The organism is Bradyrhizobium shewense (assembly GCF_900094605.1).
Lineage (GTDB): Bacteria > Pseudomonadota > Alphaproteobacteria > Rhizobiales > Xanthobacteraceae > Bradyrhizobium > Bradyrhizobium shewense.
Genome location: NZ_FMAI01000001.1, coordinates 405010 through 429589 on the forward strand (window position 1 = coordinate 405010; position 24580 = coordinate 429589).

Genomic DNA, 24580 nt, shown 5'->3' on the forward strand with positions numbered 1-24580 from the left:
CCCGTTGGCGTGCAAATGGTATGCCACTAACCGGACCTTCGCCAGCGGGATCTCAACGTCTTTTGGGCCGGCCCAAGCCTCACAGAGCTGCCGCCAGCATCTCGCCGGTCTCGATATGCGGGATGGCCTCGACCAGCTTGCGCGTGTAGTCGGTCTTCGGATTGTCGAACAGCGCCCGGCTCTCGCCCTGCTCGACGATTCCGCCATTGCGCAGCACGATGGTGCGGTCGCAGAGCATACGCACCACGTTGAGATCGTGGCTGACGAACAGCAGCGCGATGTCGTTCTCGCGCCTGAGGCGATCGAGCAGTTGCAGCACAACCGCCTGCACCGAGACATCGAGCGCGGCCGTCGGTTCGTCCAGCACCAGGAGCCGCGGCCGGCAGGCGATGGCGCGGGCGATGCCGACGCGGGCCTTTTGGCCGCCGGAGAGCTGGTGCGGAAACCGCGGCAACAGATCCAGCGGCAGCCCCACCCGCACGGCGCATTCCTCCACCCGTTCGCGCAGCGCCTCACCCGCGCGCATGCCGCCAAGCCGCAGCAGGGGGTGGGCGATACAATCGAAGGCCGTAAAGCGCGGATTGAGGCTCTCGTTCGGATCCTGGAACACCATCTGGATGTCTTTGCGCAAGCGCGAGCGGTGAAAGTCGCGCGAGGCCACGTAACCGATCGAATGCCCGTCGAACACGATGTCGCCTTCGCTCGGGTCGATCAGGCGGCAGATCATCCGCGACGTCGTGCTCTTGCCGGACCCGGACTCCCCGACGAGACCGACGCTCTCGCCGCCGGCCATCGTCATCGAGAAGTCGGCCACCGCAGCAGAGCCCTGGTCGAAGCGTTTTGCCAGTTTTCGCACTTCCAGGAGCGGCGGCGTGCCGTGCACGAGCTCCGCTCGGGGCTTGCTGACGACAGTCGCGTAACGCTCCCGATCCTCCTCCGTCACGAGGTCTTCGATACGGGACGTCGCGGTCGGCGATGCCGCAACCAGACGCCTGGTATAAGCGTGCTGCGGCGCGCTGAAGAGCGACCTGGGACTCGCCTCTTCGACGATGCGGCCACGCTCCATCACGGCGATGCGGCGACAATAGCGCGCCGCGAGCCCGAGATCGTGCGTGATCAGGATCGTGGCCATGCCGCGCGCGGCGGCGATATCCGCCAGAAGATCCATCACCACTTTCTGGGTGGTGACGTCGAGGCCGGTGGTCGGCTCGTCCGCGATCAGCAGCGCGGGATTGCAGGAGATCGCGATTGCGATCATGACGCGCTGGCACATGCCGCCGGAGAGCTCGTGCGGATAGGCGTTCATCCGCGCCTCGGGCTCGCGGATCTGAACGGCGCGCAGCAAGTCCAGCGCCTCGCCCCGCGCGGCTTCTTTCGAGATCCGCTTATGGGTGAGGATCGCGTCCGCGATCTGCAGGCCGATGGCCCGGATCGGATTGAGCGCCGCCCGCGGGTTCTGGAAGATCATCGACATCGCGGCGCCCTGGAGCTGACGGAGGTCATCGCCCCTGAGCTTGGTCACGTCCTGTCCGCGAAACAGGATCTTGCCGCCGGTGACGCGCCCTGCTGCGTCGAGCAGCCGCGTCGTGGCAAAGCCGGTCACCGACTTGCCCGAGCCACTCTCGCCGACGAGGCCGAGCATCTCGCCCTTCTCGACCGTGAGCGTCACGCCGCGCACAGCCTCGACCATGCCACGTCGCGTCGAGAACGCGACGTGGAGGTCGTCAATGCTGAGCAGCGCCTCGCTCATGTGCGCATGCGGGGGTCGAGAATGTCCCGCATCCCGTCCCCGAGGAGATTGAAGCACAGCACGGCCATCATCAGCGCCAGGCCAGGAAATGCGACCAGCCACCACCGCCCGGTCGAGATGAAGCGCGCGCCTTCCGCGACCATGATGCCCCATTCCGGCGTCGGCGGCTTGACGCCCAGACCGATGAAGGACAGGCCCGCGGCGTTGAGAATGGCCCAGCCGAGGTTGAGCGAGATCTGCACCGCCATCGCCGGCAGGATGTTCGGCAGCAGGAAGCGCAGCACCACCGAGAAATGGCTCTCGCCGCAGGCCCGCGCCGCCTCGACCCAGCCGACGTTACGCCGGACATTGACCTCGGCCCGCGCGAAACGGATGTAGAAGGGAAGATTGATGATCGCGGTCGCGATCACGATGTTCTCGATCCGGTTGCCGAGGGCTGCGACCATCGCCATCGCCAGCACGAACAGTGGAAAGGCCATCATCACGTCGACGAACCGGCCGACGCCGCGATCGAGCCGGCCACCGGCATAGCCACAGAACGAGCCGACCACGGCACCGATCGCGAAGGAGATGCCGACGGCAGAGACCGCAATGGCAAGATCTAGACGCGCGGCGATGATGAGACGGCTGAACACGTCGCGTCCGAGTTGGTCGGTGCCGGCGATGTGCGCCGCGCTCGGCGGCAGCAATGCCTCCGAGACATTGGAGGCCACGGGATCGTAAGGCACGATCCACGGTCCGAAGATCGCGACCAGCACGAACAGAAGCACGCCGGTTGCGGCAACGGCGGTGAGCGGGTTGCCGCGCAGGATCCAGACCGAATGGCGGAGAGTTGCGCTGGTCATCCGATCGACACCCTGGGATCGGCGATGCCGTAGCAGATGTCCACGACCAGGTTGACCAGCACGAACAGGCTGGCCATCAGCAGCACAAAGCCCTGCACCGGCGCATAGTCGGAGGACAGCAGAGCATCGAGCGCGTAGGAGGCAACGCCGGGCCAGGAGAACACTTTCTCCACCAGCACATTGGCGCCCAGCATGGTCGAGAACACGATGCCGGCGATGGTGATCACGGGCAGGATCGCATTGCGCAGCGCGTAGGTCACGACCACCTTGCGCCAGGACAGCCCGACCGAGCGCGCGGTACGCACGAAGTCACTGCCGAGCGACACCAGCATCGAGGCCCGTGTGATCCGCGCCAGCGGTGCGATCACGAACAGCGCCATGCTCACTGCCGGCAGGATCAGCTGCTTGCAGGCCGCCCACCATCCCTCGATATCGCCGGCGAGCAGGAAGTCGATCGAGAGAAATCCGGTGCGCTGCGGCGGCAGCGACGTGAAGACGTCGATCCGCCCTGTCGGATCGGGTGCAAGCCCGAGCAGATAGTAGAAGACGTAGATCAGCAGCAGGCCCGACACGAAGGTCGGCACGCAGACGCCGAGCGCGCAGAACAGCCGCACGCCGTGGTCGACGACCGATCCCGGCCTCAAGGCCGCGAGCACGCCAAGCGGCACCGCCGCAATCAGCGCGATCAGCAGCGCGGTGAAGGTGAGCTCGAGCGAGGCCGGCAGCCGCTCGCGCAGATCCTTCAACACCGGCTGCCCGGTCATCATGGAGCGGCCGAGATTGCCGCGGCCGATGTCGGAGAGATAGAACACGAGCTGCTCCGGCACCGATTTGTCGAGCCCCATCTGCTTGCGGATCTGCTCGATCTCCTCCTTGCCGGCATTGGGCCCCGAGGCGAAGAACACCGCGGGGTCGCCGGGCAGGACGCGCATCAGGAGGAAAGTGAAGACCAACACACCGAACAGCGCCGGCAGCGACGACAACAGCCGCCTGCCCGCCCGCACCATCGTTGCGCCGAGACCGGTCATCACCTTTCAGGGCTCCTTTCGTCTGACGCTATCACTTGCGGCTGACATCGCGATAGTCGACCTGGCGGTGAAACTCGTAGGTGTAGCCCTCGATCGAGGACGCCATTACCGCATCCTGGTTTGGCTGCCACAGCATGATTTGCGGCATCAAATCGAAATGCATCGCGTTGAGCTTGCGGCCTGCTTCCTCGTACTTCGCCTTATCCGGCTCGAAGCGGGCTTCCTGCGCGATCGCGGCAAGGTCCGGGTTGTTGATCGAGCTGTAATTCCAGCGCTGATTGCCGGTGTAGAAGTTGCGGTAGAAGTAGTCCGTGGACGGCAGCCAGGCGACGATGCCTTCGGTGTAGAAGGGCAGCTTCTTCTCGTTGATCTGTGTCGACATCTGCGCATCCGGCAGCTTCTGGATGTCGACCTTGATCCCGATCTTGCCGAGCGACTCCTTGACCAGTGCCGCCATCGGCTCGGCGGTCGAGGCCTGGCCGACATTGAAGCTGAAGGTGGTCGAGAAGCCCTCGGGGAGCCCGGCGGCCTTGAGATATTCCCTGGCCTTGTCGAGATCGATCTTGACGGGCTGCTGGAACGGATAGATGCCGTTCAGCGGCTTGCCGTCCGGCCAGCTCGCACCGAACAGCGGCGCGCCGCGACCGAACAGAGCGGCCTTGAACATGTCGTCATAGGGCAGCGCAAAGGCGACGGCGCGGCGGACATTGACGTTGTCGAAGGGCGGGATCTGGTTGTTCATCGAGACGAAGGTGATCGAATTATATTGCGGTGTCGAGATCACCTTCAGCTTGCCCTTGGCCTCCAACGACTGCACGTCGCTGGCCTGGAGATCGACCACGAGATCGGCATCGCCGCGCTCGACCAGATTGGCGCGGGTCGCCGGCTCCGGCACCGACTGGATGATCACGCGCTTGAAGAACGCCGGCTTGTCGGGTGAGCCGCGATTCCAGGCCTCGTTACGCTTGACGATCACCTGCTCGCCCGGCTTGAACGTCTCGATCACATAAGCACCGCTGCCGGCGGTGTGCTCCTTCAGCCAGGCGGTGGCCCAGGGATCATCCGCGGTCGCGTGCTCCTTCGCCACCTTCGAATTGATGATCATGGGATAGACGGTGGCCAAGTTTGGCAGCGCGAGCTTGTCGGGCTTGGGGAGCGTCACCTCGATGGTGAGGGGATCGATCACCTTGAACTGATCGGCCGACGTCAGGGAGCCCGTGAGCAGCTGCGCCTTGCCGAGGATCGGCGCGGTGACGCAACGATCGAGCGACCATTTCACGTCCTCGGCCGTGACCGGCGAGCCGTCCTGGAATTTTGCATCCTTGCGCAGGCGGAAGGTGAGCTTCAGCCCGTCGGGGCTGACGTCATAGGATTCGGCGAGCTCGCCGGTGATCTTGTCGAGGTCGAACACCCATTTGCCGTTGAGCTGCTTGCGGCCGAACGCCACGAGCCGGTCGTAGGTGCTCATGCTCAGCGCGAAGGATTCGCGGGTCGAGCCGGGAATGTTGGGATCGAGGGTGTTGACGGATGCGCCGGTGACATAGCGCAGCGTCTCCGCCCGGGTTTGCGCCTGCGAAGGCGCGGTGGCGATGAGCAACAGCGCGGTGGCGGCGAGCACGGAGGACGCCGGCCTGAAAGACACAAAACGCATTCGTTTTCCCCAAGATTTCGACAACAACGCCAGCAAGGCAGGTTAAGAAAGAAGCAAGTTGCGCGCCAGTCTCATGGAGCGCTGTTGCGGACGCTTCGTCGCGGCGGCGCATGGATGATCATCGCAATTCCCCACTGTTTCGCGCAGGCCGCGTGACCACGGCCTGCGGCACGTCGTAGGCGCTGAGCGAGGCCCAGTGCCGCGCAAGATCGGCGCGGAACAGGCCGCGCGTCAGGCCATGAACCAGCTTTGGCACTGCGGTCGTCATCGCGTTGATCGACGACCCCGACGGACCGAAACTCATGGTCGAGGCGATGGCGAAGAGATGGATGTCGGAGATCCACGGCGTCTTTCCCGGCACACGCTCGGTGAAGGCATAATCGTCGGCGAGATACGGGAAGCGGCCGAGCCGCGCGTTGCGCTCGTGGTCCGGCGGCTGGTAGCGGTCGGCCCAGATCGCGATATTGCCGGCAAAGGCGCGCAGCTCGCCGCGGCCGGAATAGTCCATGTCGATGCCGGTGCCGCAGATGACGAAATCCGCGGCGATGATGCCGCGCGGCGTCTGCAATTCGACCCCTTCGCGTGTCTCACGCGCAGCCTCGATTGGCGCGCCTTCGTGCAATATGAAATTGGCGTGACGCGCGCAGCGGTCATAGGTTGCTTGCGGGAATCCTTCCCGCATTTCGAGAATCTTGCGCATGAAACGCCAGCGCCAGGCATCATCGAGATCGCTGAGATGACGCAGGAAGCCGCGGAAGGTCAGCCAGCGATAAGGTTGGATCACCTGGATCTGGGCCCGGCGGCAGAGCAGATGCACTTCCGCAGCACCCGCCTCCAGCGCCGTTGCCGCATTGTCGAACGCTGATGCGCCGGCACCGATCACGGCGACGCGCTTGCCGCGAAGGTTTTCGAAGTCGATATCGTCGGCGACGGTTGCGACCGAGCGTGCCGGAAGATCGCGCAGCGGCTCGGGGATCATCCAGCTGCCCATGCCCTCCTGCCCCGTCGCCAGCACGATCTTGCGCGCATGGAGCGTCTCGACGCCATCGGCACTCTTCACGACGGCAGTCAGCAGGCCGTCGGCCGCCGGCGCGATCTCCAGAAGCTCGCAGCCGTTGCGCACGGGTAGGTCTATCGTGCGCCGCAACCAGATTAGATAGTCGGCCCAATGGCCGCGCGGGATCAGGTCGAGCGTCTGCCAGCTCTCCTTGCCGAAGCGGGCTTCATGCCAAGACTGATAGGTCAGGCTCGGGATATCGAGGTCAGGCCCCGTATAGTCCTTCGGGCTGCGCAGCGTGGGCATGCGGGCATAGGTCAGCCACGGGCCCTCTTTCCCCTCCGCGGCCTTGTCGAGCAGCAGGATGTTGCCGACGCGGGAGCGCATCAGGCCAAAGCCGATGGCCACGCCGGATTGGCCGGCGCCGACGATGAGCACGTCCAGCGCAGGCTTGCCGTCCGGGCCCATCTTCGGCTCGAGCCAGGCGGCGCCGGGATGCGCGATCCTGGCGAGATCGGCGCGAATGCCCGCTTCGAGCTCTGTCAGCGCACCACTCATGCCGCGAGCCAACCTCCGTCGACCACCATCACCGTGCCGGTCGTGAACGAGGATGCATCGCTCGCCAGATGCAGCGCGGTCTGCGCGATCTCCTCGGCTACACCGAACCGCTTCATGGCATGGCGGTTGCGGGAGGCTTCGCGCACCTCGTCCGCGTTGGCGTGCCGGGCAAAGCTGCGGCGAAGCATCGGCGTATCGATTGCACCCGGCGCGATCGCGTTGACGCGAATGCCGTCAGTCGCGAAATCCACCGCCATCGTCCGCGTCAGGCTGACGATGGCGCCCTTGGCGGCGATGTAGGCGCTGTTGCCCTTGCCGCCGGCGATCGCAAGTTGCGACGCCAGCGTGATGATCGAGCCGCTGTTCTGCCGCTGCATCTGCGGCACCGCGGCCCGCGCCCACAGCCAGGTGCCCCCGACATTGGTGCGGAACACGGCGTCCCAGTCGTCCAGGCTCGTCGTCAGCACCGTGCCGCCGACGGAGAATCCGGCCGCCGTCATCAGGATGTCGAGCCGGCCGTGCCGGGACACGATATCGCTTACGACGGTCTCGGCGAATGCGGCATCGCCGACGTCGCCGATATGCGTCGTGGCATCGCCCACCAAGCGCAAAGTCTCTTCAAGTCCCGCGGCATCGCGGTCGACCAGAGCGAGATGCGCGCCCTCCTCAGCGAACAGCTTTGCGCTGGCTCGGCCGATGCCCGAGCCCGCCCCGGTGATGATGGCCGTGCGCCCCTGCAGCCGCATGTCAGATCCCATCCTTGTGCTGCATCCACCAAGCGCTCATCGCAGCGGCCGACTCCGCGCAAGCAAACCGGGCGCGCCAGCCGAACTCATCGGCCATCCGCTCGACCGACATCGGCGCCCGATCCCCGCCGTGGAGCTTGATGAAGGTCTTCTCTCCGGGAGACGCGAGCCGACACGCCAGCCCTGGATGCAACGCCGCAAAGACCTCGCCCCATTGCAGCGCCGACCAGGCCGCACCGCTGGAGATGTTGTAAAGCCGGTGGCGCGGCCGCTCGGCTTCGATCAGCAGTGCGACGGCCTCCGCGGCGTCCGGCGCATAGGTCCAGTCCTTCATTCCCGGACCCGGCAAGAGGGCTGGCTCGCCACGCGCGAACGCTGCCAGAATCTGAAACTGGAGGCTCGGCGTGTCCCGCACGGAGCCGGGCCGCTCCCATGGACCGAACACGGCACTCAGACGGACGCTCAGGAAGTCGCCGCCAAAGAGCTCGGCATGGCGTGCCACGGAGCGCTCCGAGGTGAACTTGCTGATGGCGTAGAACGACACGGGATCGCAGGGCGTTTCCTCGTCGAGCACCGTGACGCGCTGGCCCGCAGCGCCATAAGCCGACGCCGACGAGAGATTGACGACACGGCGAACACCATGGCGGATCGCGCCTTGCAGGATCGGAATCTGCGCCATCACGTTGATCTCGAGAACGCGCGCAGTCGACACCCGCTCGAGCTCTTCACCGGCCGTAACTGCCGCGCCCAGCACGATCGCATCGCAGCCCCCGGCAATGAGAGCATCGATGCCTTCCGCATCGGTGATGTCGCCCTGAACGACCTTGAGCCGCTCGCGACAATCGGCCAGCGATCGCTGCGCAGTCGGCGGCAGCGGCGCGCGATCATACAACGTCACCTCATGCCCGCGCGCGAGCAGTACCTCGGCGAGATTGAGGCCGACAAAGCCGGTGCCGCCGAAGATGACGATCCTCATCGCGCGCGATCCGCGATCACAGCAGTTTCGCTCCAAAGTTCCATTCCGGGTCCATGTCGGCGACGAGACGGCCGGTGGGCTTCGCCGCCTCCCCGCCGCTGCGTGCCAGGAATTTTCCGCTGCCGGCATCGGCGAGGCACTTGTTGCCGTCGATGATGACTCGGCCCCGCGACAGCACCGACACCGGCCAGCCCTTCAGCTTGCGACCCGCGAACGGCGTGTAGCCCGTGAGATCGTGCATCATCTCGTCCGCGATCGTGACCTCGCGGTTGGGATCCCAGATCGCGATATCGGCATCGGCACCGACCGCGATCGAGCCCTTGCGCGGATGCAGATTGTAGATCTTTGCCGGCGCGGTCGACGTCAGCTCGACGAACTTTTCCAGGCCAAGCCGCCCCTTCGACACCATCGCGTCGAACAGCAGCGGCAGCCGCAGCTCCAGCCCCGGCAGGCCGTTCGCGACCTGCTTGAAATTCGGATTGGGTCCAGCGCGCAGCTTGCCGGTCTCGTCAAAGCGATACGGCGCATGATCCGACGAGATGGTCTGGAGATCGCCGAGCGACAGTGCCTGCCACAGCGCCTCCTGATCCGCATGCGTGCGCGGCGGCGGGCTGCACATCCATTTGGCGCCTTCGGCGCCGGGCTTGTCGAGATCGGCGGCGGTGAGGAACAGATATTGCGGACAGGTCTCGGCGAACACCTTCAGCCCCTGCCCGCGGGAGTCGCGGATCACCTTGGCGCCTTCGGCGGTCGAGACGTGGAAGATCATAATCGGCTGGTCGATCAGCGCAGCCATGCCGATCAGCCGGGTGAAGGCTTCCGCTTCCGACACACGGGCATGACTGACGGCGTGGTACTTCGGCATGGTGTAGCCGCGCGCGAGCAGCCGCTTCACCATCCATGCGATGATGCCGTGGTTCTCGGCATGCGCGCACAGCATCGCGCCGGACTGGCGCGCGGCCAGCAGGATGTCGAGCAGCGGCTCGTCGTCGACCTTGAGCCGGTCATAGGTCATGAAGATCTTGATCGAGGCGTGGCCCTGCTTCACCAGCGCGGGAATGTGCTCCTCGACCGTCTCCTTGGTCGCGTCCGCAATGATCATGTGAAAGGCGTAGTCGATCACGGCGCCCTTCTTCGCCAGCGCATGATAATCCTCCACCACCTGCGGCAATTTCATGCCGACATGCTGGGCGGCGAACGGGATCACCGTCGTGGTGCCGCCGAAAGCGGCAGAGACCGTCGCGCTCTCGAACGTATCGGCGTTCATGATGCCGGCGGCCGACAGCTGCTCGATATGGGCGTGGCTGTCGACGCCGCCAGGCAGCACCAGCCTGCCTCGCGCGTCGATCTCGCGCCTGGCCGCCGGAAGCCCGCGGCCGATCGCGGCGATGGTCTCGCCTGATATGGCGACGTCGGCCTCGAACACGTCTGTGGTGGTGGCGACGCGTCCGCCGCGGATGATCAGATCGTAAGTGGGTTCAGTCATGAGGCACTCCGTGATAGGCTTGGGCAAATGATCTCCATTCCGCAGGAAGACCATCATGTCCCGGCCGCGCATTCTCGTCATCAATCCGAACTCCAACCCTGCGGTCACGCAAGGGCTGGAGGATGCGTTGAAGCCGCTCGGTTTCGAGGGCGGGCCGGAAGTCGTCTGCCAGACGCTGGCCGAAGGTCCCTTCGGCATCGAAAGCCAGGCGGACGTCGACAGCGTCGCGATGCCGCTGCGACGGCTGGTGGAAGGTGACAACAGCTCGGCTGCCTTCGTCATCGCCTGCTACAGCGATCCCGGCCTTCAGGTCTGCCGCGAAGGCACCGAACGGCCCGTGTTCGGCATTGCCGAGTGCGGCGTGCTGATGGCGCTCGCCCGCGCCGAGACCTTTGGCGTCATCGCCATCGCGCAGCGCTCGATCCCGCGTCACATGCGCTATCTCAGGCAGATGGGCCTGACCGACCGCCTCGCCGGCGAGCGGCCGCTCAACATGAGCGTCGCGGAGACCGCTTCGGGCGAAGGCACGGTGGCGAAGATGATCGAAATCGGCCGCGCGCTGCGCGACCAGGACGGCGCCCGCGCCATCGTGATGGGCTGCGCCGGCATGGCGCGGCACCGCCGCCCGCTCGAAGACGCGCTCGGTATCCCCGTGATCGACCCAACACAGGCGGCCGTCACCATGGCGCTGGGTACGGTGCAGTTCTCGGCTCACTAGGCGTCCTTCAGCTCTTTGGCGTCCTGCCGCGCGCGCCATTGCGCGTGGCTCTCGCGCGTCAGCGAAAAAACATCCCGCTGGGTGGTGTAGAGATTGCCGAACATGCGGCCGATCGGCCGGTAGGCGTCGAGATCGACATACATGTTGGCCTCATCCACAAGGCCCTCGCGGGCGTGAACCCTGAGTACCTCGCCGACCAGCAATTCGCGATCGGGCGAGAAGGTGAGCACCACGTGGCGCCGGCATTCGAGCGCGAAGGGTGCGGCGGCGAGGCGCGGCACTTTCACATCGACGGAGGGAAGCGTTGCGAGCCCGGTCGCGGCGACCTCGCTGTCGCCGGAGGGGAAATCGACCGCGCAGTCGTTCATCGTCACCGACAGCGCCTCATCCACCATGTGCACGACGAACTCGCCGTCGCGATGGATGTTGCGGGTGGTGTCCTTCGGGCTGTGATCCGGCCTGTGCTGAAGACCGAGCACGATCAGCGCGGGGCTCTCGGAGAACACGTTGAAGAAGCTGAACGGGGCCGCATTGACCGCCCCGTTCTCGTCCAGTGTCGTCACCAGCGCGATCGGCCGCGGCACGATCACGCCGCAGAGCAGCTTGTAGCGATCGCGCGGATCAAGCTCGCGCAAGGAAATGCCATGATCCGACATCGGCGTCATTTCTCCGGCGGCGGCACCGCGCCGGTTTGGCTGGTGATCAGGCCGTAATGCTCGATCCGGCGATGCTGCGAGAAATTGAAGATCGTGGTCTTGCCGAAATTTGTGGCGTCGAGATCGCAGGAATGGACCAGAAGCTCGTCGTCCTCGGTCCTGGCTTCCGCGACGATCTCGCCGTTGGGATCGACGATCAGGCTGCCGCCGAACAGCGGATGGCCATCCTCATTGCCGGCCTTGGCCACCGCGACGACCCAGGTCGAATTCTGATAGGCGCCGGCCTGCACGGAAAGGCGGTTGTGAAACAGGCGCTTCTCGACGCCCTCCTCGCTTCGCTCCGCATTGACGGAGGGCGTGTTGTAGCCGATCAGCACCATCTCGACGCCCTGCAGGCCCATCACGCGATAGGTCTCGGGCCAGCGCCGGTCGTTGCAGATGGCCATGCCGATGATGCCGCCCAGCTCGCGCCAGACGTTGAAGCCGAGATCGCCGGGCTCGAAATAGCGTTTCTCCAGATGCTGGTGCGAGCGCTTGGTGTCGTAGTCCACATGGCCCGGCAGATGGACCTTGCGATATTTGCCGACGATCTTGCCGGACTTATCGGTCAGAATAGCGGTGTTGAAATGATGGCCGTCCGGCGTCAGCTCCGCATAGCCGAAGTTCATCGCCATCTGGTGCTGCGCCGCGCGCTCGAACAGCGGCTTCGTCGCCGCGTTCGGCATCTCGCGCTCGAACCAGATGTCGAACTCGGCGCGGTCCTCCGCGTACCAGCGCGGAAAGAATGTCGTCAGCGCCAGTTCCGGATAGACGATCAAATCGGCGCCCTTGCTCTTGGCGTCGTCCATCAGCGCGATCATGCGCTTGACTACGGCCTCGCGACTATCGGCCTTCTGGATCGGGCCCATCTGGGCGGCGGCAACATTGACGATACGCATCAGCGATTTCCCGGTGATCTCTTGGAGGAAGTGAAAGCTTCAACGAATTGCCGGCGCGTGCAGCATAACGCGGCACCGCCGAAGGTTTCCAGCCGCATGGGCTGGACAGTTTTTGTGGCGTGATCGGCGCTCATCGGTGCTCCTCGTCGGCAACATCCAGGCCATGATCGAGCGCGTCCAGAAGCCGGTCGGCCTCGTTCTCCGAAATGACGAGCGGCGGTGCCAGGAACAGCGAAACCTGCTCGCCGCTGGTTCCGATCACCGCGCCGGCTTCCAGCGCCCGCGTCGCGACGCGCGAGGCGATCGGCACTTCGGTGGTGTCGGCGTGCCAGGAGCGCCAGTCCGGTCCGTGCAGCTCCACCGTCCAGTGCAGCCCCTGCCCCGCTACGCGCTGCACGCTGGGATGTTTCTGCGCGATCGCGAGCAGGCGGCGGCTGAACAGCTTTTCGAGGCTCTTCACATGCTCGAGAATCTTCTCTTCGCTGATGACCTTCAGGTAGGCGCTGACCGCAGCCATGCTGATCGGATGGCCGCGCAAGGTGCCGTAGTTTTGCCAGCTCGTGCCTTTCAATCGCTCGACGATCTCTTTCGACACCACGACCGCCGCCACCGCGGCCGCGCCGCCGCCGAGTGACTTTCCGAGCGTCACGATATCGGGGCGACTTTCGGCGCCCTGAAACGCGAACCAGCGCCCGGCCCGGCCCGCGCCGGTGACGACCTCGTCGGCGATCCAGTATGAGCCGGCCTGTCGCGCACAGCGCGCCACTTCGTCCTGATAGGCGCCGTCGTAATAGATGCCGCCCTGGGTGTAGTCGATGATCGTTGCCGCGGTATCCGACAGCAGACGCGTGGCGTCGGCCAGATATTCGCGCGGCGGCTTGTTGTTGGCCGGCCCACCGTAGATCGCGCCATCCGGCGCCGGCAGGATTCGCACCGGCGCCATCGGCGCCGGCAGCCTGGAGCCGCCTGAGTGCACCGCAAGGCCACCGTGCCATTGCGGCTGCACGGTCATGCTGCGCGACAGGCCCGTGATGCCGTGATAGGCACGCTCGCGTGTTGCCAGCGCCGAGCGCTGCGTCAAGGCCTGGCAGAGCGACAGCGCCATATCGTTGGCCTCGCTGCCGCTGATGCAAAAGCGCACTGCGCCGACCCAATCCTCCTCGCCGCCGAACGCCGTCGCCATCAAATCGTCGGCGGCCTGCTCGCGGCCGACCCAGGTCCAGCCCTCGTTGACGACGGGCGTATCCGCCGCGCGGCGGATCGCTTCCACCATCGCGGGATGACGGTGACCGAGACCGCCACCGGTGTTGCTGCCGTCGATGAGCTTGCGGCCGTCCGCAAGATGAAAATAGACGCCCTCGCCGCCGACCACGGCCATGGGCGCGCTGTCGCCCGCGTTCAGCCCGGTTCGCAACAATTTGCTCATCGCAATCCCTTCACTCCGCAGCTTCAGCGCCGTAGCCGCCGCCGCCGCAAGTCTCGACGGTGACGAGATCGCCGTGCTGCAGCACGAGGTTAGATTTGCCGTCGATCGCGACGCTTGCGCCCTGCCTGACAAGCGAGATGCGACAGGCCTTGCCGGGTTCACCGCCCTGCATGCCGAACGGCGGAATCACCATGCGCTCGATGCAGGTGGTCAGATGCATCGACGGAGCCAGAATGCGGTAAGCGCGCACGACGCCATCGCCGCCGCGATGGGCGCCGGCGCCGCCGGATTGCCGGCGGATGGCCTGCTGCTCGAGGCGGATCGCGTAGTTCGCCTCGATCACCTCAACCGGCGTGTTCGAGGTGTTCGACAGATGCACCCGGGTTGCCGAGATGCCGGCCCGATCATGACGCGCGCCTTCGCCGCCGCCGTGGACCTCATAGAGCATCTTCCAGGAACCGTCCTGCCGCGGCTGCGCAAAGAACAGGACGCCCGCGGTGGTCGCGCCGCCCGCCGACAATCGCTCCGGAATGGTGTCTTGCATGGCGCGAAAGATCGCATCGACGATGCGCATCGACGTCTCGTGGTTGCCGGCGGCGACGGAGGCCGACCAACCCGGCTCCAGGATCGATCCCGGGCGGGTGATGATGGTCAGGGGACGGAGCGCGCCCGCGTTCTGCTGCATGTCGCGCCCGCTCATGATGCGCGCGGCATAGGCGACGGCCGACCGCGCCATGAACGGCGTCGTGTTGCAGAAATTCGAGACGCGGTCACAGCTCCCCGAAAGGTCGAAGGTCGCCTCGTCACCGGCAATGGTAATCCTGACGTGGATACGCGCGGGCGCGTCGTTCACGCTGCCGTCGTCGAGATGGTCCTCACCTTCGTAGACGCCATCCGGCAAGGCGCGCAACGCCTCGCGCATCTCGATTTCGGAGAGATCGTGCAGGCGCGACTGCGTCGCGGTGAATACCGCCTTGCCGTGCTCGCGGCAGAGATCGACGATGCGCCGCTCGCCGGCCTTTGTCGCCGCGATCTGCGCTAGCAGATCACCCTCACAGGATTCGGCGTCCCGAACATTGGCCTTGAGCAATTGCACGATCGGCGCGTTGACGCCGGCCGCGGTCGCGATCAGCACCGGCGGAATGCGCATCGCCTCCTGGAACGTGTCGATCGCCTTGGCAAAATAGCTGCCGGGCCAGGTGCCGCCGATATCGGGCCAGTGCGCGAGGCTGACCGCGAAGGCCACGATCTCGCCGTCGACGAAGACGGGGCGGACGACCTTGACGTCGTTGAGATGATTGCCGCCGAGCGCGCCGACATTGTAGATCAGCACGTCACCGTCGTTCAGGCTGTCGCGCGGCACCACCTTCAGCAATTCGGGGACCGTGTAAGCCATCGCGCCAAGGTGGATCGGGATGTCGCGGCCCTGCCCGACCAGGCCGCCACGACCGTCCGTGATCGCAGATGACAAATCGCCGGCCTCGCGCAGCAGCGGCGAGCGCGCCGAGCGCGTCATCACCAGGCTCATCTCCTCGGCTGCCGCGGAGAGCCCGTGCCTGATAACCTCGACGACGAACGGATCGAGCTTCATGTTGCCCTCCGCGTCAGGAACAGATTGCCTGAAACGTCCGGCCTCGCCTGCCAGCCCGGCGGCACCACCACAGTCGACCAGGCGTCTTCGATGATCGCCGGGCCGCGGACGGTGTCGGCCAGCGAGGCGCGGTCGATGATCCCTGTCGCGATGTCGTGGAAGCCGTCGAACGAGCAGAGGCGCGTGCCTGACGACATCGCCCTCGCCGCCGTCGCCGGCCGGCTCACCACTGTTGTCGACGGCCGGCGCGCCTGTACCCGCACAGATTCGATGACGCAGGGCTCGCTCGTCGCATAGCCGAAGAGTTCGTGATGCCGCGCCAGAAAATCCTTCTTGAGCCTGATCACGTCGAGCGGCAGTGCGAGCGGGACTGGAATGGCGTCATTCTGCGCCGCGTAACGCATCAGCGCCACCAGCTCGATCTCGATCTCCGCCTGTGCGACACCGTTGGCGATCAGCGGCGCCGAAGCATCGTCGATCAACGCTCCAATGCGCTCCGATACGCGTACGAGATCGATGCCGTCGAGACCGGCGCGCAAAGTCTGCTGCTGCAGGAAGCTGAAATCGGCGGTGAGGCACCCCAGCGCCGAGAACGCGCTCGATGCGCTGGGCACGACGACCTGCGCAATCCCATAGAGATCGGCGAGTCCTGCGGCATGCATGGGGCCGCCGCCGCCGAAGGCGAGCAGCGTGCAGTCGCGCCCGTCGATGCCGCGCTCGACCGTGACGCGGCGCAGCGCGCGGGCCATCGTCGCGTTGGCGACCTTGATGATGCCGAGCGCCGTTTCGGTCAGGCTCAACCCCAACGCCCCCGCGATCGGCGCGATGACGCGCTTGGCGGCCTCGATGTCGATGCCGATGCGGTCGCCAAGCTTCGTTTCGGGATTGAGATAGCCGAGCACGGCGTTGGCGTCGGTGATGGTTGGCTCGGTGCCGCCGCGGCTGTAGCAGGCCGGACCCGGCTCGGAACCGGCACTCTCCGGCCCGACAGTCAGGCCACCCGGGCCGTTGCGCACGATCGATCCGCCGCCCGCCCCGATCGAGTGAACCGCGAGCATCGGCTGGCGCAGCGGCTTGTCGCCGAGCATGCGGCCGTCGGTCATCTCGGCCTGGCCGTCGACGATCAGGCACACATCCGTCGTGGTGCCGCCCATGTCGAAGGTCAGCATGCGCGGCGTGCCGAGCTGGCGCGCGATGCTAACCGACGCCGAGACGCCGGCGGCCGGGCCCGACATCGCCATCACGAGCGGGCGGCGCTTCACCGCGGAGATCGGGATCATGGCGCCGGCGGAATGGAACACCTGCAGGCCGGGGCCAATCGGCAGCCGCTGCTCCAGCTCGCTCAGATATTCCACCGCAATCGGCATCGCAGCCGCGTTGAACACGGTTGCCGAGGTCCGCTCATATTCGCGTGCCTCGGGGTTGACCTCATGCGACAGCGAGACATGGGCGACGACGTCCTTGAGGCGCTCGCCGAGCATTTTTTCGTGCACGGGATTGGCATAGGCGTGAAGCAGAGCCACCGCGACGCTCTGAACGCCGGTCTCCTTCAGCCAGGCCACCAGGCGCTCGATCTCCGCTTGTTCCAGCGGCTTCAGCACGCGTCCCTCGTGATCGAGGCGCTCGGCGAGCCCGAAGCAGCGCTCAGGCAGCACGAGCGGCGGCGATTTCGGCGGAACGTCGAGACGGTAGAGATCGCGGCGGCGATAACGCGCAATCTCGAGCACATCGGCAAATCCCTCGGTCGCGACCAGCGCCACCTTCGGCAACCGACCCTCGACGATGGCGTTGGTCACGCGCGTGGTGCCGTGGACGAAGCGCTTGACCTCGCTTCTGCGCAGGCCCACCGCCTCGATCGCCTCCAGCATCGCCTGAACCGGAGCGGCGGGGCGCGACGGCACCTTCGCAATTCGCGCCTCGGCGGAATCGCGCCGGATCGCGATGATATCGGTGAAGGTGCCGCCGATATCGGTGCCGACCTCCCAGTGATTTTCGGAGGAACTCATGTGCGGGGACAGCGACAGATGAGGTCCGAACCGGACGTCGGGCTGTTACCGTCCATCGCGACATCCAATGCCCAACCGAGAGCGCTCATCATGCATCCCTTGTCTTGCCATTGTCCGCGAGTGTGCGACAGAGCGGTCAGGTCGGGATAGAGCCAGAGTTGTCGCAAATCACCGGGCCGCGCTGCGAGCCGCAAGTTCGGTTGCACGTTTTGGTGCAGCTGTGCCCGCGCGGAGAGCATGCAGATGTCGACTGCTGGACGCCAGCAGAGTGCATCGCACCACGGATTTTTCGGCGCAAACCGTCACGTCCGTTGCACTGCAATCCCAACGTCCAAATCATCTGTCTAATTTGCAGGCGATCGAACGGCGCTGCGCGAGGTTCGGATGCCCATGAGCTATGCACGGCAGGCGGCTCAGCCTTTCTTTATTGTACGGTCAGTAAGCGAGGATATCGTCCGGTCCGATCGATGGGCGACAGCACAGCCATCCGTTGGGACGAGCTCGTTAGAAACCATCGAGATTCGGACGTCCTGCGTTGAAAGTCGCGATCACGGGCCAGATATTGCCTGAACCAGCCAGTCAAATTCGGATCCACCTTCGCCCACCATGCCCTTCTTCCGGCTCAACGACGACCATATGAACCCCGATGATCTCGGGGATTTCGACCCTGAAACCGTGCCGCGCGCCGTCGCCGCTTTCGGGGGCCACATGGTCACCAAGGGCATGGAGCTGGCCATGCACGAGCATCGCAAGGACGAGCTCGTCCTGACCATGCGCGGCCTCGTCAAGCTGGAGGCCGGACACGGCGTCTGGATCGTCCCGCCGCGCTGTGCGGTGTGGATTCCCGGGCATGTTCCGCACAGCGTCAGCGTCGCCGGCGACGTCGAGATGCATTGCCTGTTCGTCGAACCGGACGCGGTGCCGGCGCTTCCGCGGCAATGCTGCGCGCTGACGATCTCGCCCTTGCTCGAGCGTTTGCTGGTGCACGCCACCCACATGCCGGTCATGTACGATCCCGACGGCGCCGACGGCAGGATCGCCGCGGTGCTGCTCGACCAGCTCTCGCTGGCTCCCGCCGAAGAGCTGCGCTTCCCCATGCCGGCCGATGCCAGGCTGCGCCGTATCGCCAGCGCGATGATGACTGATCCTTCCGATCGCGCGACGATTGAGGATTGGAGCCGGCGCATGGCCGTCGCCCCGCGCACCCTCACCCGCATCCTGCAACGCGAGACCGGCATGAGCTTCGGCCGCTGGCGCCAGCAGCTCCACATCCTGATCGCGCTTCAGCGCCTCGACCAGGGCGCATCGGTTCAAGCGGTGGCGCTCGATCTCGGCTATGAGGGGGCCAGCGCCTTCGTCACTATGTTCCGCAAGGCGCTGGGCAAGCCGCCGGCGCGATATCTGGCCGAACGCCGCATCGGCGCACACTGACCGGAATTCGCAATCGATTGTCCCGTTCGCGGAATGCGGTCTGAGGGACCATTTCGTATCCAGGCTCCGAAGCGCCAGGCGGGCGCATTGGCAAGGAGCCGACCGACATGGATTCACTCAGCAAGGGCGTCATCGCCGACGTCCTCCATCGCCTTCACCAGGAAGCGGAGATTGCCGACGGGCAACTGATGCAAACCTTCGCGAATGAAGCGAAGAGCCGCGATGAGATCATCAGCAAGGCCATCGCAGCCGAGAGCCGCGATCTGAACGAAGTCTATCGCGGACTCGCGGATAATTTCCTGAGCGTCTCTCCACGGTTCGGACGCTTCCTCTACATGTGCGTCCGTGTCTGCAAGGCAAAGCGTATCGTCGAGTTCGGCTCCTCGATGGGGATTTCCGCGATCTACATGGCGGCGGGCCTGCGCGACATCGGCGGCGGCCGCCTGATCGGGACCGATCTCGAACCCGGCAAGATCGAGCGGGCACGGGCGAACGTCGCCGCCGCGGGGCTCGCCGACCTCGTCGAGTTCAGGCACGGCGATGCGCGCGAAACGCTCAGCTCCGGCCTTGGCGCCGAGATCGACATGGTGATGCTCGATGGCGCTTTCACTCTCTATCTTCCTATTCTCAGGCTGCTGGAGCCGCACCTGAAGCGCGGCGCGCTCATCGTCGGCGAGAACGCGCTCGAAGAAGCCTCGGGTTATATCGACTACGTGCGCGATCCCGAGAACGGTTACCTCTCACTATCGCTGCCGTTCGAGCCGGGACGTGGCAACGAATTCACGATCAAGACCAGATGATCGGCACGGAGGTGAACCCTGTGATGGAGCCAAACTTGAACGAGCCCGCTCACGAGCCACAAACGTCCGAGCCATCGCGGGCACCGCAGGGACGGCTCACACGGATGTTGCTGCGATGGCTGATGCGTCCTGCACACGTTGCAGGCGTCAGGACGCTCTCGGCGCGTTTCCGGCTCGTCGAGCTCGAAGGCGAAGCGCTCGAGAACGTCGCCTGGACGGCCGGCGAGAAGATCCAGGTCGCGATGGGCTCGGGCCTGAGCGCGCGCACCTATACGCCGATGTCGTGGGACGCTCGCAACGGCAGAACGCGGCTGCTCGCCTTTGCCCATGGCGATGGCCCCGGCAGCCGCTGGGCCAGCGGCTTGCGCGAAGGTGACACCTGCCAGTTCTTTGGTCCACGCCGCTCGTTCGACCTCGCCGACCTCGGAGCGCCCATCGTCTTGTTCGGCGATGAAACCTCGTTCGGCCTTGCAGCGGCGTTGCGCGACAGCCTGCGGGCTGGCGGAGCGCTCCACGTGTTCGAGGCCACTGATATCGCGGAGTCGAGACTGGTACTGGACTCCATCGACCTCGGACAGGCCAGATTAATCGCACGCAGCGCCGATGATACCCATCTTGCAACCGCAGAATCCGAGTTGCTCCGCCTTGCCGAAAACGGCGCACAGTTCGTCCTGACCGGCAAGGCATCCTCGATCCAGCGCATCGGCCGCGCCTTGAAGACCGCCGGCGTCGCGTCATCGCGGATCAGGGCAAAAGCCTATTGGGCACCGGGCAAGACCGGCCTGGACTAGAGAAGAGCCGATGTAACCGCCGGCCGTTGGTCAGGACACGCCGGTCTCGGTCAGGACCGCAGACGCCGCCAGCCAATCGCGATCCCGGTGACGGAGAACGCCAGTCCCAACGCACACAGTCCGACGATCAGGGTATCGCGCAGACGTGGATGCGTCAGCAGGACCGGAAAATCGAGCGTGTGGAGCGCGCTGTAGAACCAGCGGTAGGCCCGCCGCGAGGCATCCAGCCTTTGCAGCACACTGCCCTCGACACCGTCGATATCGAACCAGAGGTCGCCGCAGCGCGAGCGGTAGACGGGCGCACCCGGAATAGCCGATTGCGCGGGGTAGTCGTCGTTGCCAGCAAGAACGGACGGCGCGCCGCAGCCGGCGGCGAGCCGCGCCACCAGATTCTGGATCTCATGCACATCCAGAAATCCCCTTGGCCCATCGCGGGGCGCGTCCTCTGCCTTGATCAAGACCTGACGGTCAAGGCTCACCCGGTCGCGCCGGTAGACAATGCCATTAAAGGCAAACCATTCGATCTCCCGGGCCGAGGGCGATATCGGCTGCCGATCGAGCCATGAGGCAGCCGCCCAATCAGGCAACGCGTTCATCACGCCGGCTTCGGCCGAGGTCAATTGCCCCCGCGAGAACAGCCGGCCGTGATCCATGGAGAGCCAGCCGCTCAGACTCCACGTCAGCACGAACATTGTTGCCGTGAGGCCAATGACGTGGTGCAACGCGTGCCAGCCACGATAGGGCGAGGACATCCGGCGCCCTCGCAGCTGCACCCGCGCGATCCCGAGCACCGCACCAAGCATCGCCGCGATCAGGGCCAGCAATGACAGTGTCCAGACGACACGATCCCACAGCGACCAGTTGCTTCTCAGGACCGTCGGATAAATCCAGTGCAGCACACTGCCGGCCCAATTCCAGCCCCGCTCGCGCCGCCTCGTGTCCAGGACGACCTCGCCGGTGGTCGAGGAGACATAGACTTCCGTCCCGGCAGCATCGCCGAGGGTCACACGAAACAGCGGCCGGTGGCGATCGTATCCGTTCGGCACGCTCCACTGATCATGGTCCGAACGCGCAACGACCGCGGCCTGCGCGGCATCGAGCCCGCGATTGCGCCCGTGCTCCCGCGCGATGGCAAGCGCGGTATCGGCAATTGCGACCGACGCATCCCCTCCGTCGGAGGCGCGGACCGCGCGCGAATGCGCTGGTCCCGACACGATGTAGACCGCTGCATCGCTCCGCTGGATCAGCCGGACGCGCACGGCGTCGGCGACCCCACTGGCAGCGACCGCCTGCGCAACCGGGATCCTCGCCGCTCCGCGATCCATTGGCGCAAGGCCGGCCAACCGCTCCGCTTCCGTCAGCGACGGAAACGGAACGAAGTGCATCACGATCCCCGTCGCGAACCACATCGCGAACAGCAGGCAGAACGCGATCCCGAGCCAGCGATGCGTAAGGACGATCGCGCTCATCATGTGGTCAGCGCCCTACCATTTGAACGCGGCGGAGAGCTCGTAGGTCCGCGGCGCGCCCAAGAGGATCTGGTCGGGATAGAATGGATCGCCCCAGACCGCATAGCGCTTATCGGTGATGTTGCGCACGCGGAAGGTCAGGCGGGCCTGGTCGACCGCATTGAACACCGTCTTCGGGATGTCGACGAACGCGTAGACGTCGGCGACGGTATACGCCTTCATCGTCACGACATTGGCATCGGTATTGTAGCGATCGCCGACATGGCGGCCGGTGATGCCGAGCTCTACCGGCCAGGGCGTGAAGAACCGGTACGACGCGCCGGCATTCGCCACGATGCGCGGCACGTTCGGCGGCGTATTGCCGGAGAACGAGCCGCCGACGAAATTGTAGTCGGCATAGCGGGCATCGACATAGGCGATGTTGCCCCACAGCCGCAGCGGATCGATCGGACGGACCGAAGCGGCGAGCTCGATGCCCTTCGATTCCTGTCGCCCGGCGATGTTGAGCGCCATGCCGCCGGCCGCGGCATAGACGTTCTTGCGCACGATGTCGTAGGCCGAGAACGACCACTCCGCCCTGTTGTCCCAGAACAGATGCTTGACGCCGGTCTCGTAGGTCCGCGAAGTCGTCAGGTCGAGCGGTTGGGTCGGCAACAACAGGAAGCTGGTGTTCGCGGAGACGTCGGCGCCGGTGGCGTACTGGCTGAAGAAGGTCAGGCCGGGCACGACCTCCCAGGTGTAGCCGATGCGGCCCGTCACCGGCGCCCAGTCTTTCGCGAACGGGAAGCCCGCGTTCACCAGGCCGGCGGTATCCGTCGAGTTGCGATCCAGCCCGATGTGCTCGACGCGCAGGCCGCCGATCAGCGCGAAGGTCCGCGTCAGCTTCAGTCGGTCCTCGAACGACAGCGCCTCGTTGTCGATACGCGCGGTCTGCTGCTTGGTCGTGAGCAGACCGTAGAAGCCGCGGTCGGGATCTACCAGCGAAACATAATCGTTCGGGAAGTTGGCTGCGCCCGGCCTGACGAAGTCGAGATAGCTCGACGACAGCGTCGTGACCAGGCGATTGTCGAAGCCTGCGATATCAGCGTCCCAGATCAAATCGGTGATGTTGCCGACGAGGCGCTGGCTGTGCGCGACATAGAAGCGCTCGCGATACACCTGGTTGTTCGTGGAGTCGAACGCCTCGATCTCGTTGTTGAACCAGGTGCGTTCGGCGCCGTAGCCATAGGCCTGACTCTTCAGCGTCAGGTCCGGCGCCAGCTTCAGCTCGAAACCGCCTCGCAGCCACACCTCCTGCGCGACGTTGCGATTGTCGAGAACGTTGTAATTGGTGTTGAAGGTGCGGTCGTCGATCGTGACCGCGCCCAGGTCGGTCCTGTTGAAGTAATTGCCGGAGACGATCCCCGTCGTCGCATGCGAGCCGCTGAAGGCGATCGGCACCAACGGCGCGCCCCAATAGGCCTTCGAGCGGTCTTCGCGATACTCGATTGCGCCCCAGATCTTGAGACTGTCGGAGATGCGATAGTTGAGCTGGCCCGACATGTCGAGCATCTTGGTATTGGTGTCATCGGCAAAGCCGTTGAGTGCGGAACGGCTGATGTCGAAGCGATAGTCGAGGCCTTGGACGTTGGTGCTGCCGCCCGAGCCGTAATGCGCGCGGAACGAATTCAGCGAATCCCAGGAGAAATCAGCTTCGTTCCGGATCGCTCCCGTGTGCGGCTGCTTGGTCACAAAATTGATCGCGCCGCCGGCGGCGCCCTCGCCCGAGATCAGCGAGGCCGGGCCCTTCAGGAATTCCACGGCCTCCAGATTGGCGGTGTCCATGATCCGCGAGGTCATGTTCTGCGGGCCGATCTTGATGCCGTTGTAGAGCGTATTGATCTGGCTGTTGGTGAAGCCGCGCATCGAGAAGGCGGAAGGCTCGGCGGGATTATCGCCAGCGGTGACGCCGACCGCCCCCTGCGCCACGTCGGACACGGTGCGATAGCCCTGCTCGCGCATGGTCTCGGCGGAGATCACCTCGACGGTCGCGGGCGTCTCGCGCACCGTCAGGCCGAGCCGCGAAGCGCTTTCGGCGACGGCGTTGCTGTTGAGCGGCGTCGGGGGTGCCGTAGCCGGCACGACGGGCTTGGGCATCGCTGCTGCGGCCGCCGGCCTGCGCGCTGCCGCGCGGCGCGTGCTCTGCACCTCCCGGCCGGCGGGCTTGGCCTGCTTGCGGGATTGGGCCGGCGACACCTCGACCGGCGGCAGGGGTTCACGGGCCTGCTGCGCCAGCGCAGCGGGCAGATCGAGAGCGGCAAAGGAAGTAAGCGCAGCGGATGCGAGCAGGAATTTTCGCGGTCGTACGATACGGATGGAAGACACGGTTTTCGGACCTCGGTATGACGTCAGTGGCACGTCACAGCGAACGAGGTCTCACCTTTTGGCTCTTCAGGCCGTCCGATGAAGCCGAATGTCTGTACTCCCCGACCGACATCTTCGCGTGTGACCACGGCTGACGGCAGGTCTCCTGGCTTGCGGGTCATCACCGCTTCGTCGCCTTCCCGGGACCGAGGACCCAGTGGCTTCTGACGAAGGATTATCCGCTCACAGTTGCGGGGGCAGCCACGGCGTTGGGGACAATGTCCCCGCACCGTATTCCCTTTTCATCCCCTCTCGGGGAAACCGTCGCAAGCATCTAGGATTACCATCACAACAGAGTCAATGTGCCAGTTGCG

19 protein-coding genes and 1 riboswitch are annotated in these 24580 nt (G+C 65.4%); of the genes, 4 read left to right on the top strand and 15 right to left on the bottom strand.

Annotation, left to right across the window (positions count from 1 at the left end):
* Nucleotides 1-79: 79 nt before the first annotated feature.
* The 8 genes from GA0061098_RS01750 to hydA all read right to left on the bottom strand — a co-directional run bounded on the left by GA0061098_RS01750 (nt 80) and on the right by hydA (nt 10037).
* The gene (locus GA0061098_RS01750) at nt 80-1750 is read right to left on the bottom strand and encodes an ATP-binding cassette domain-containing protein (protein ID WP_091952740.1); all 1671 of its coding nucleotides are present in this window, start codon (nt 1748-1750) and stop codon (nt 80-82) included.
* Nucleotides 1747-2595 (bottom strand): ABC transporter permease, encoded by an 849-nt coding sequence (locus GA0061098_RS01755; RefSeq protein ID WP_018315991.1) that lies wholly within the window; start codon nt 2593-2595, stop codon nt 1747-1749. Before GA0061098_RS01755 ends, GA0061098_RS01750 begins: the two co-directional genes overlap by 4 nt.
* Entirely contained in the window at nt 2592-3626 is a 1035-nt protein-coding gene (locus GA0061098_RS01760) for an ABC transporter permease (RefSeq protein ID WP_091952742.1), read from the bottom strand. The genes GA0061098_RS01755 and GA0061098_RS01760 overlap by 4 nt, the downstream gene beginning before the upstream one ends.
* A 28-nt stretch (nt 3627-3654) precedes the next feature.
* Nucleotides 3655-5274 (bottom strand): ABC transporter substrate-binding protein, encoded by a 1620-nt coding sequence (locus GA0061098_RS01765; protein ID WP_091952744.1) that lies wholly within the window; start codon nt 5272-5274, stop codon nt 3655-3657.
* 118 nt (nt 5275-5392) lie between these two features.
* Nucleotides 5393-6829: an NAD(P)-binding domain-containing protein gene (locus GA0061098_RS01770; RefSeq protein ID WP_091952746.1), complete on the bottom strand. Its 1437-nt coding sequence runs from the start codon at nt 6827-6829 to the stop codon at nt 5393-5395.
* Nucleotides 6826-7575: an SDR family oxidoreductase gene (locus GA0061098_RS01775; protein WP_091952748.1), complete on the bottom strand. Its 750-nt coding sequence runs from the start codon at nt 7573-7575 to the stop codon at nt 6826-6828. Before GA0061098_RS01775 ends, GA0061098_RS01770 begins: the two co-directional genes overlap by 4 nt.
* Before the next feature lies 1 nt (nt 7576).
* Entirely contained in the window at nt 7577-8551 is a 975-nt protein-coding gene (locus tag GA0061098_RS01780; protein ID WP_091952751.1) for an NAD-dependent epimerase/dehydratase family protein, read from the bottom strand.
* A 16-nt stretch (nt 8552-8567) separates the two neighbouring features.
* Nucleotides 8568-10037: a dihydropyrimidinase gene (gene hydA, locus GA0061098_RS01785; RefSeq protein ID WP_091953888.1), complete on the bottom strand. Its 1470-nt coding sequence runs from the start codon at nt 10035-10037 to the stop codon at nt 8568-8570.
* A gap of 55 nt (nt 10038-10092) precedes the next feature.
* Between hydA and GA0061098_RS01790 the strand changes: the two genes are divergently transcribed.
* Nucleotides 10093-10755 (top strand): aspartate/glutamate racemase family protein, encoded by a 663-nt coding sequence (locus GA0061098_RS01790; protein ID WP_091952753.1) that lies wholly within the window; start codon nt 10093-10095, stop codon nt 10753-10755.
* Here GA0061098_RS01790 and GA0061098_RS01795 read toward each other — a convergent pair.
* The 5 genes from GA0061098_RS01795 to GA0061098_RS01815 all read right to left on the bottom strand — a co-directional run bounded on the left by GA0061098_RS01795 (nt 10752) and on the right by GA0061098_RS01815 (nt 17372).
* The gene (locus tag GA0061098_RS01795; protein WP_091952755.1) at nt 10752-11420 is read right to left on the bottom strand and encodes a flavin reductase family protein; all 669 of its coding nucleotides are present in this window, start codon (nt 11418-11420) and stop codon (nt 10752-10754) included. The two genes, GA0061098_RS01790 and GA0061098_RS01795, sit on opposite strands and share 4 nt — an antisense overlap.
* Nucleotides 11417-12349 carry an N-carbamoyl-D-amino-acid hydrolase gene (locus GA0061098_RS01800; RefSeq protein ID WP_091952758.1) on the bottom strand — a complete coding sequence of 311 codons (933 nt, stop codon included), beginning with the start codon at nt 12347-12349 and terminating at the stop codon, nt 11417-11419. The genes GA0061098_RS01795 and GA0061098_RS01800 overlap by 4 nt, the downstream gene beginning before the upstream one ends.
* Nucleotides 12350-12479: 130 nt before the next feature.
* Nucleotides 12480-13775 (bottom strand): class-III pyridoxal-phosphate-dependent aminotransferase, encoded by a 1296-nt coding sequence (locus tag GA0061098_RS01805; protein ID WP_091952760.1) that lies wholly within the window; start codon nt 13773-13775, stop codon nt 12480-12482.
* A gap of 10 nt (nt 13776-13785) precedes the next feature.
* Nucleotides 13786-15366, bottom strand: a complete 1581-nt coding sequence (locus GA0061098_RS01810; protein WP_165637095.1) for a hydantoinase B/oxoprolinase family protein — start codon at nt 15364-15366, stop codon at nt 13786-13788.
* Nucleotides 15363-17372, bottom strand: a complete 2010-nt coding sequence (locus GA0061098_RS01815; RefSeq protein ID WP_091952765.1) for a hydantoinase/oxoprolinase family protein — start codon at nt 17370-17372, stop codon at nt 15363-15365. The genes GA0061098_RS01810 and GA0061098_RS01815 overlap by 4 nt, the downstream gene beginning before the upstream one ends.
* A gap of 636 nt (nt 17373-18008) precedes the next feature.
* On the opposite strand from GA0061098_RS01815, the gene GA0061098_RS01820 reads away from it, so the two are divergent.
* The 3 genes from GA0061098_RS01820 (at nt 18009) to GA0061098_RS01830 (ending at nt 20394) form a co-directional block, all read left to right on the top strand.
* Nucleotides 18009-18803 carry an AraC family transcriptional regulator gene (locus GA0061098_RS01820; RefSeq protein ID WP_245323136.1) on the top strand — a complete coding sequence of 265 codons (795 nt, stop codon included), beginning with the start codon at nt 18009-18011 and terminating at the stop codon, nt 18801-18803.
* 107 nt (nt 18804-18910) lie between these two features.
* Complete coding sequence (locus tag GA0061098_RS01825) at nt 18911-19603, top strand: O-methyltransferase (protein ID WP_091952770.1); 693 nt, start codon at nt 18911-18913, stop codon at nt 19601-19603.
* A gap of 122 nt (nt 19604-19725) precedes the next feature.
* Nucleotides 19726-20394 carry a siderophore-interacting protein gene (locus tag GA0061098_RS01830; RefSeq protein WP_245323137.1) on the top strand — a complete coding sequence of 223 codons (669 nt, stop codon included), beginning with the start codon at nt 19726-19728 and terminating at the stop codon, nt 20392-20394.
* Between the two features lie 50 nt (nt 20395-20444).
* Here GA0061098_RS01830 and GA0061098_RS01835 read toward each other — a convergent pair whose 3' ends face one another.
* Both GA0061098_RS01835 and GA0061098_RS44685 read right to left on the bottom strand, forming a co-directional pair.
* A complete protein-coding gene (locus GA0061098_RS01835; protein WP_091952774.1) occupies nt 20445-21866 on the bottom strand; it encodes a PepSY domain-containing protein in 1422 nt (473 codons plus the stop codon).
* 12 nt (nt 21867-21878) lie between these two features.
* The gene (locus GA0061098_RS44685) at nt 21879-24227 is read right to left on the bottom strand and encodes a TonB-dependent receptor (protein WP_165637096.1); all 2349 of its coding nucleotides are present in this window, start codon (nt 24225-24227) and stop codon (nt 21879-21881) included.
* A gap of 118 nt (nt 24228-24345) precedes the next feature.
* Nucleotides 24346-24547, bottom strand: a riboswitch (cobalamin riboswitch).
* Between the last annotated feature and the right edge of the window lie 33 nt (nt 24548-24580).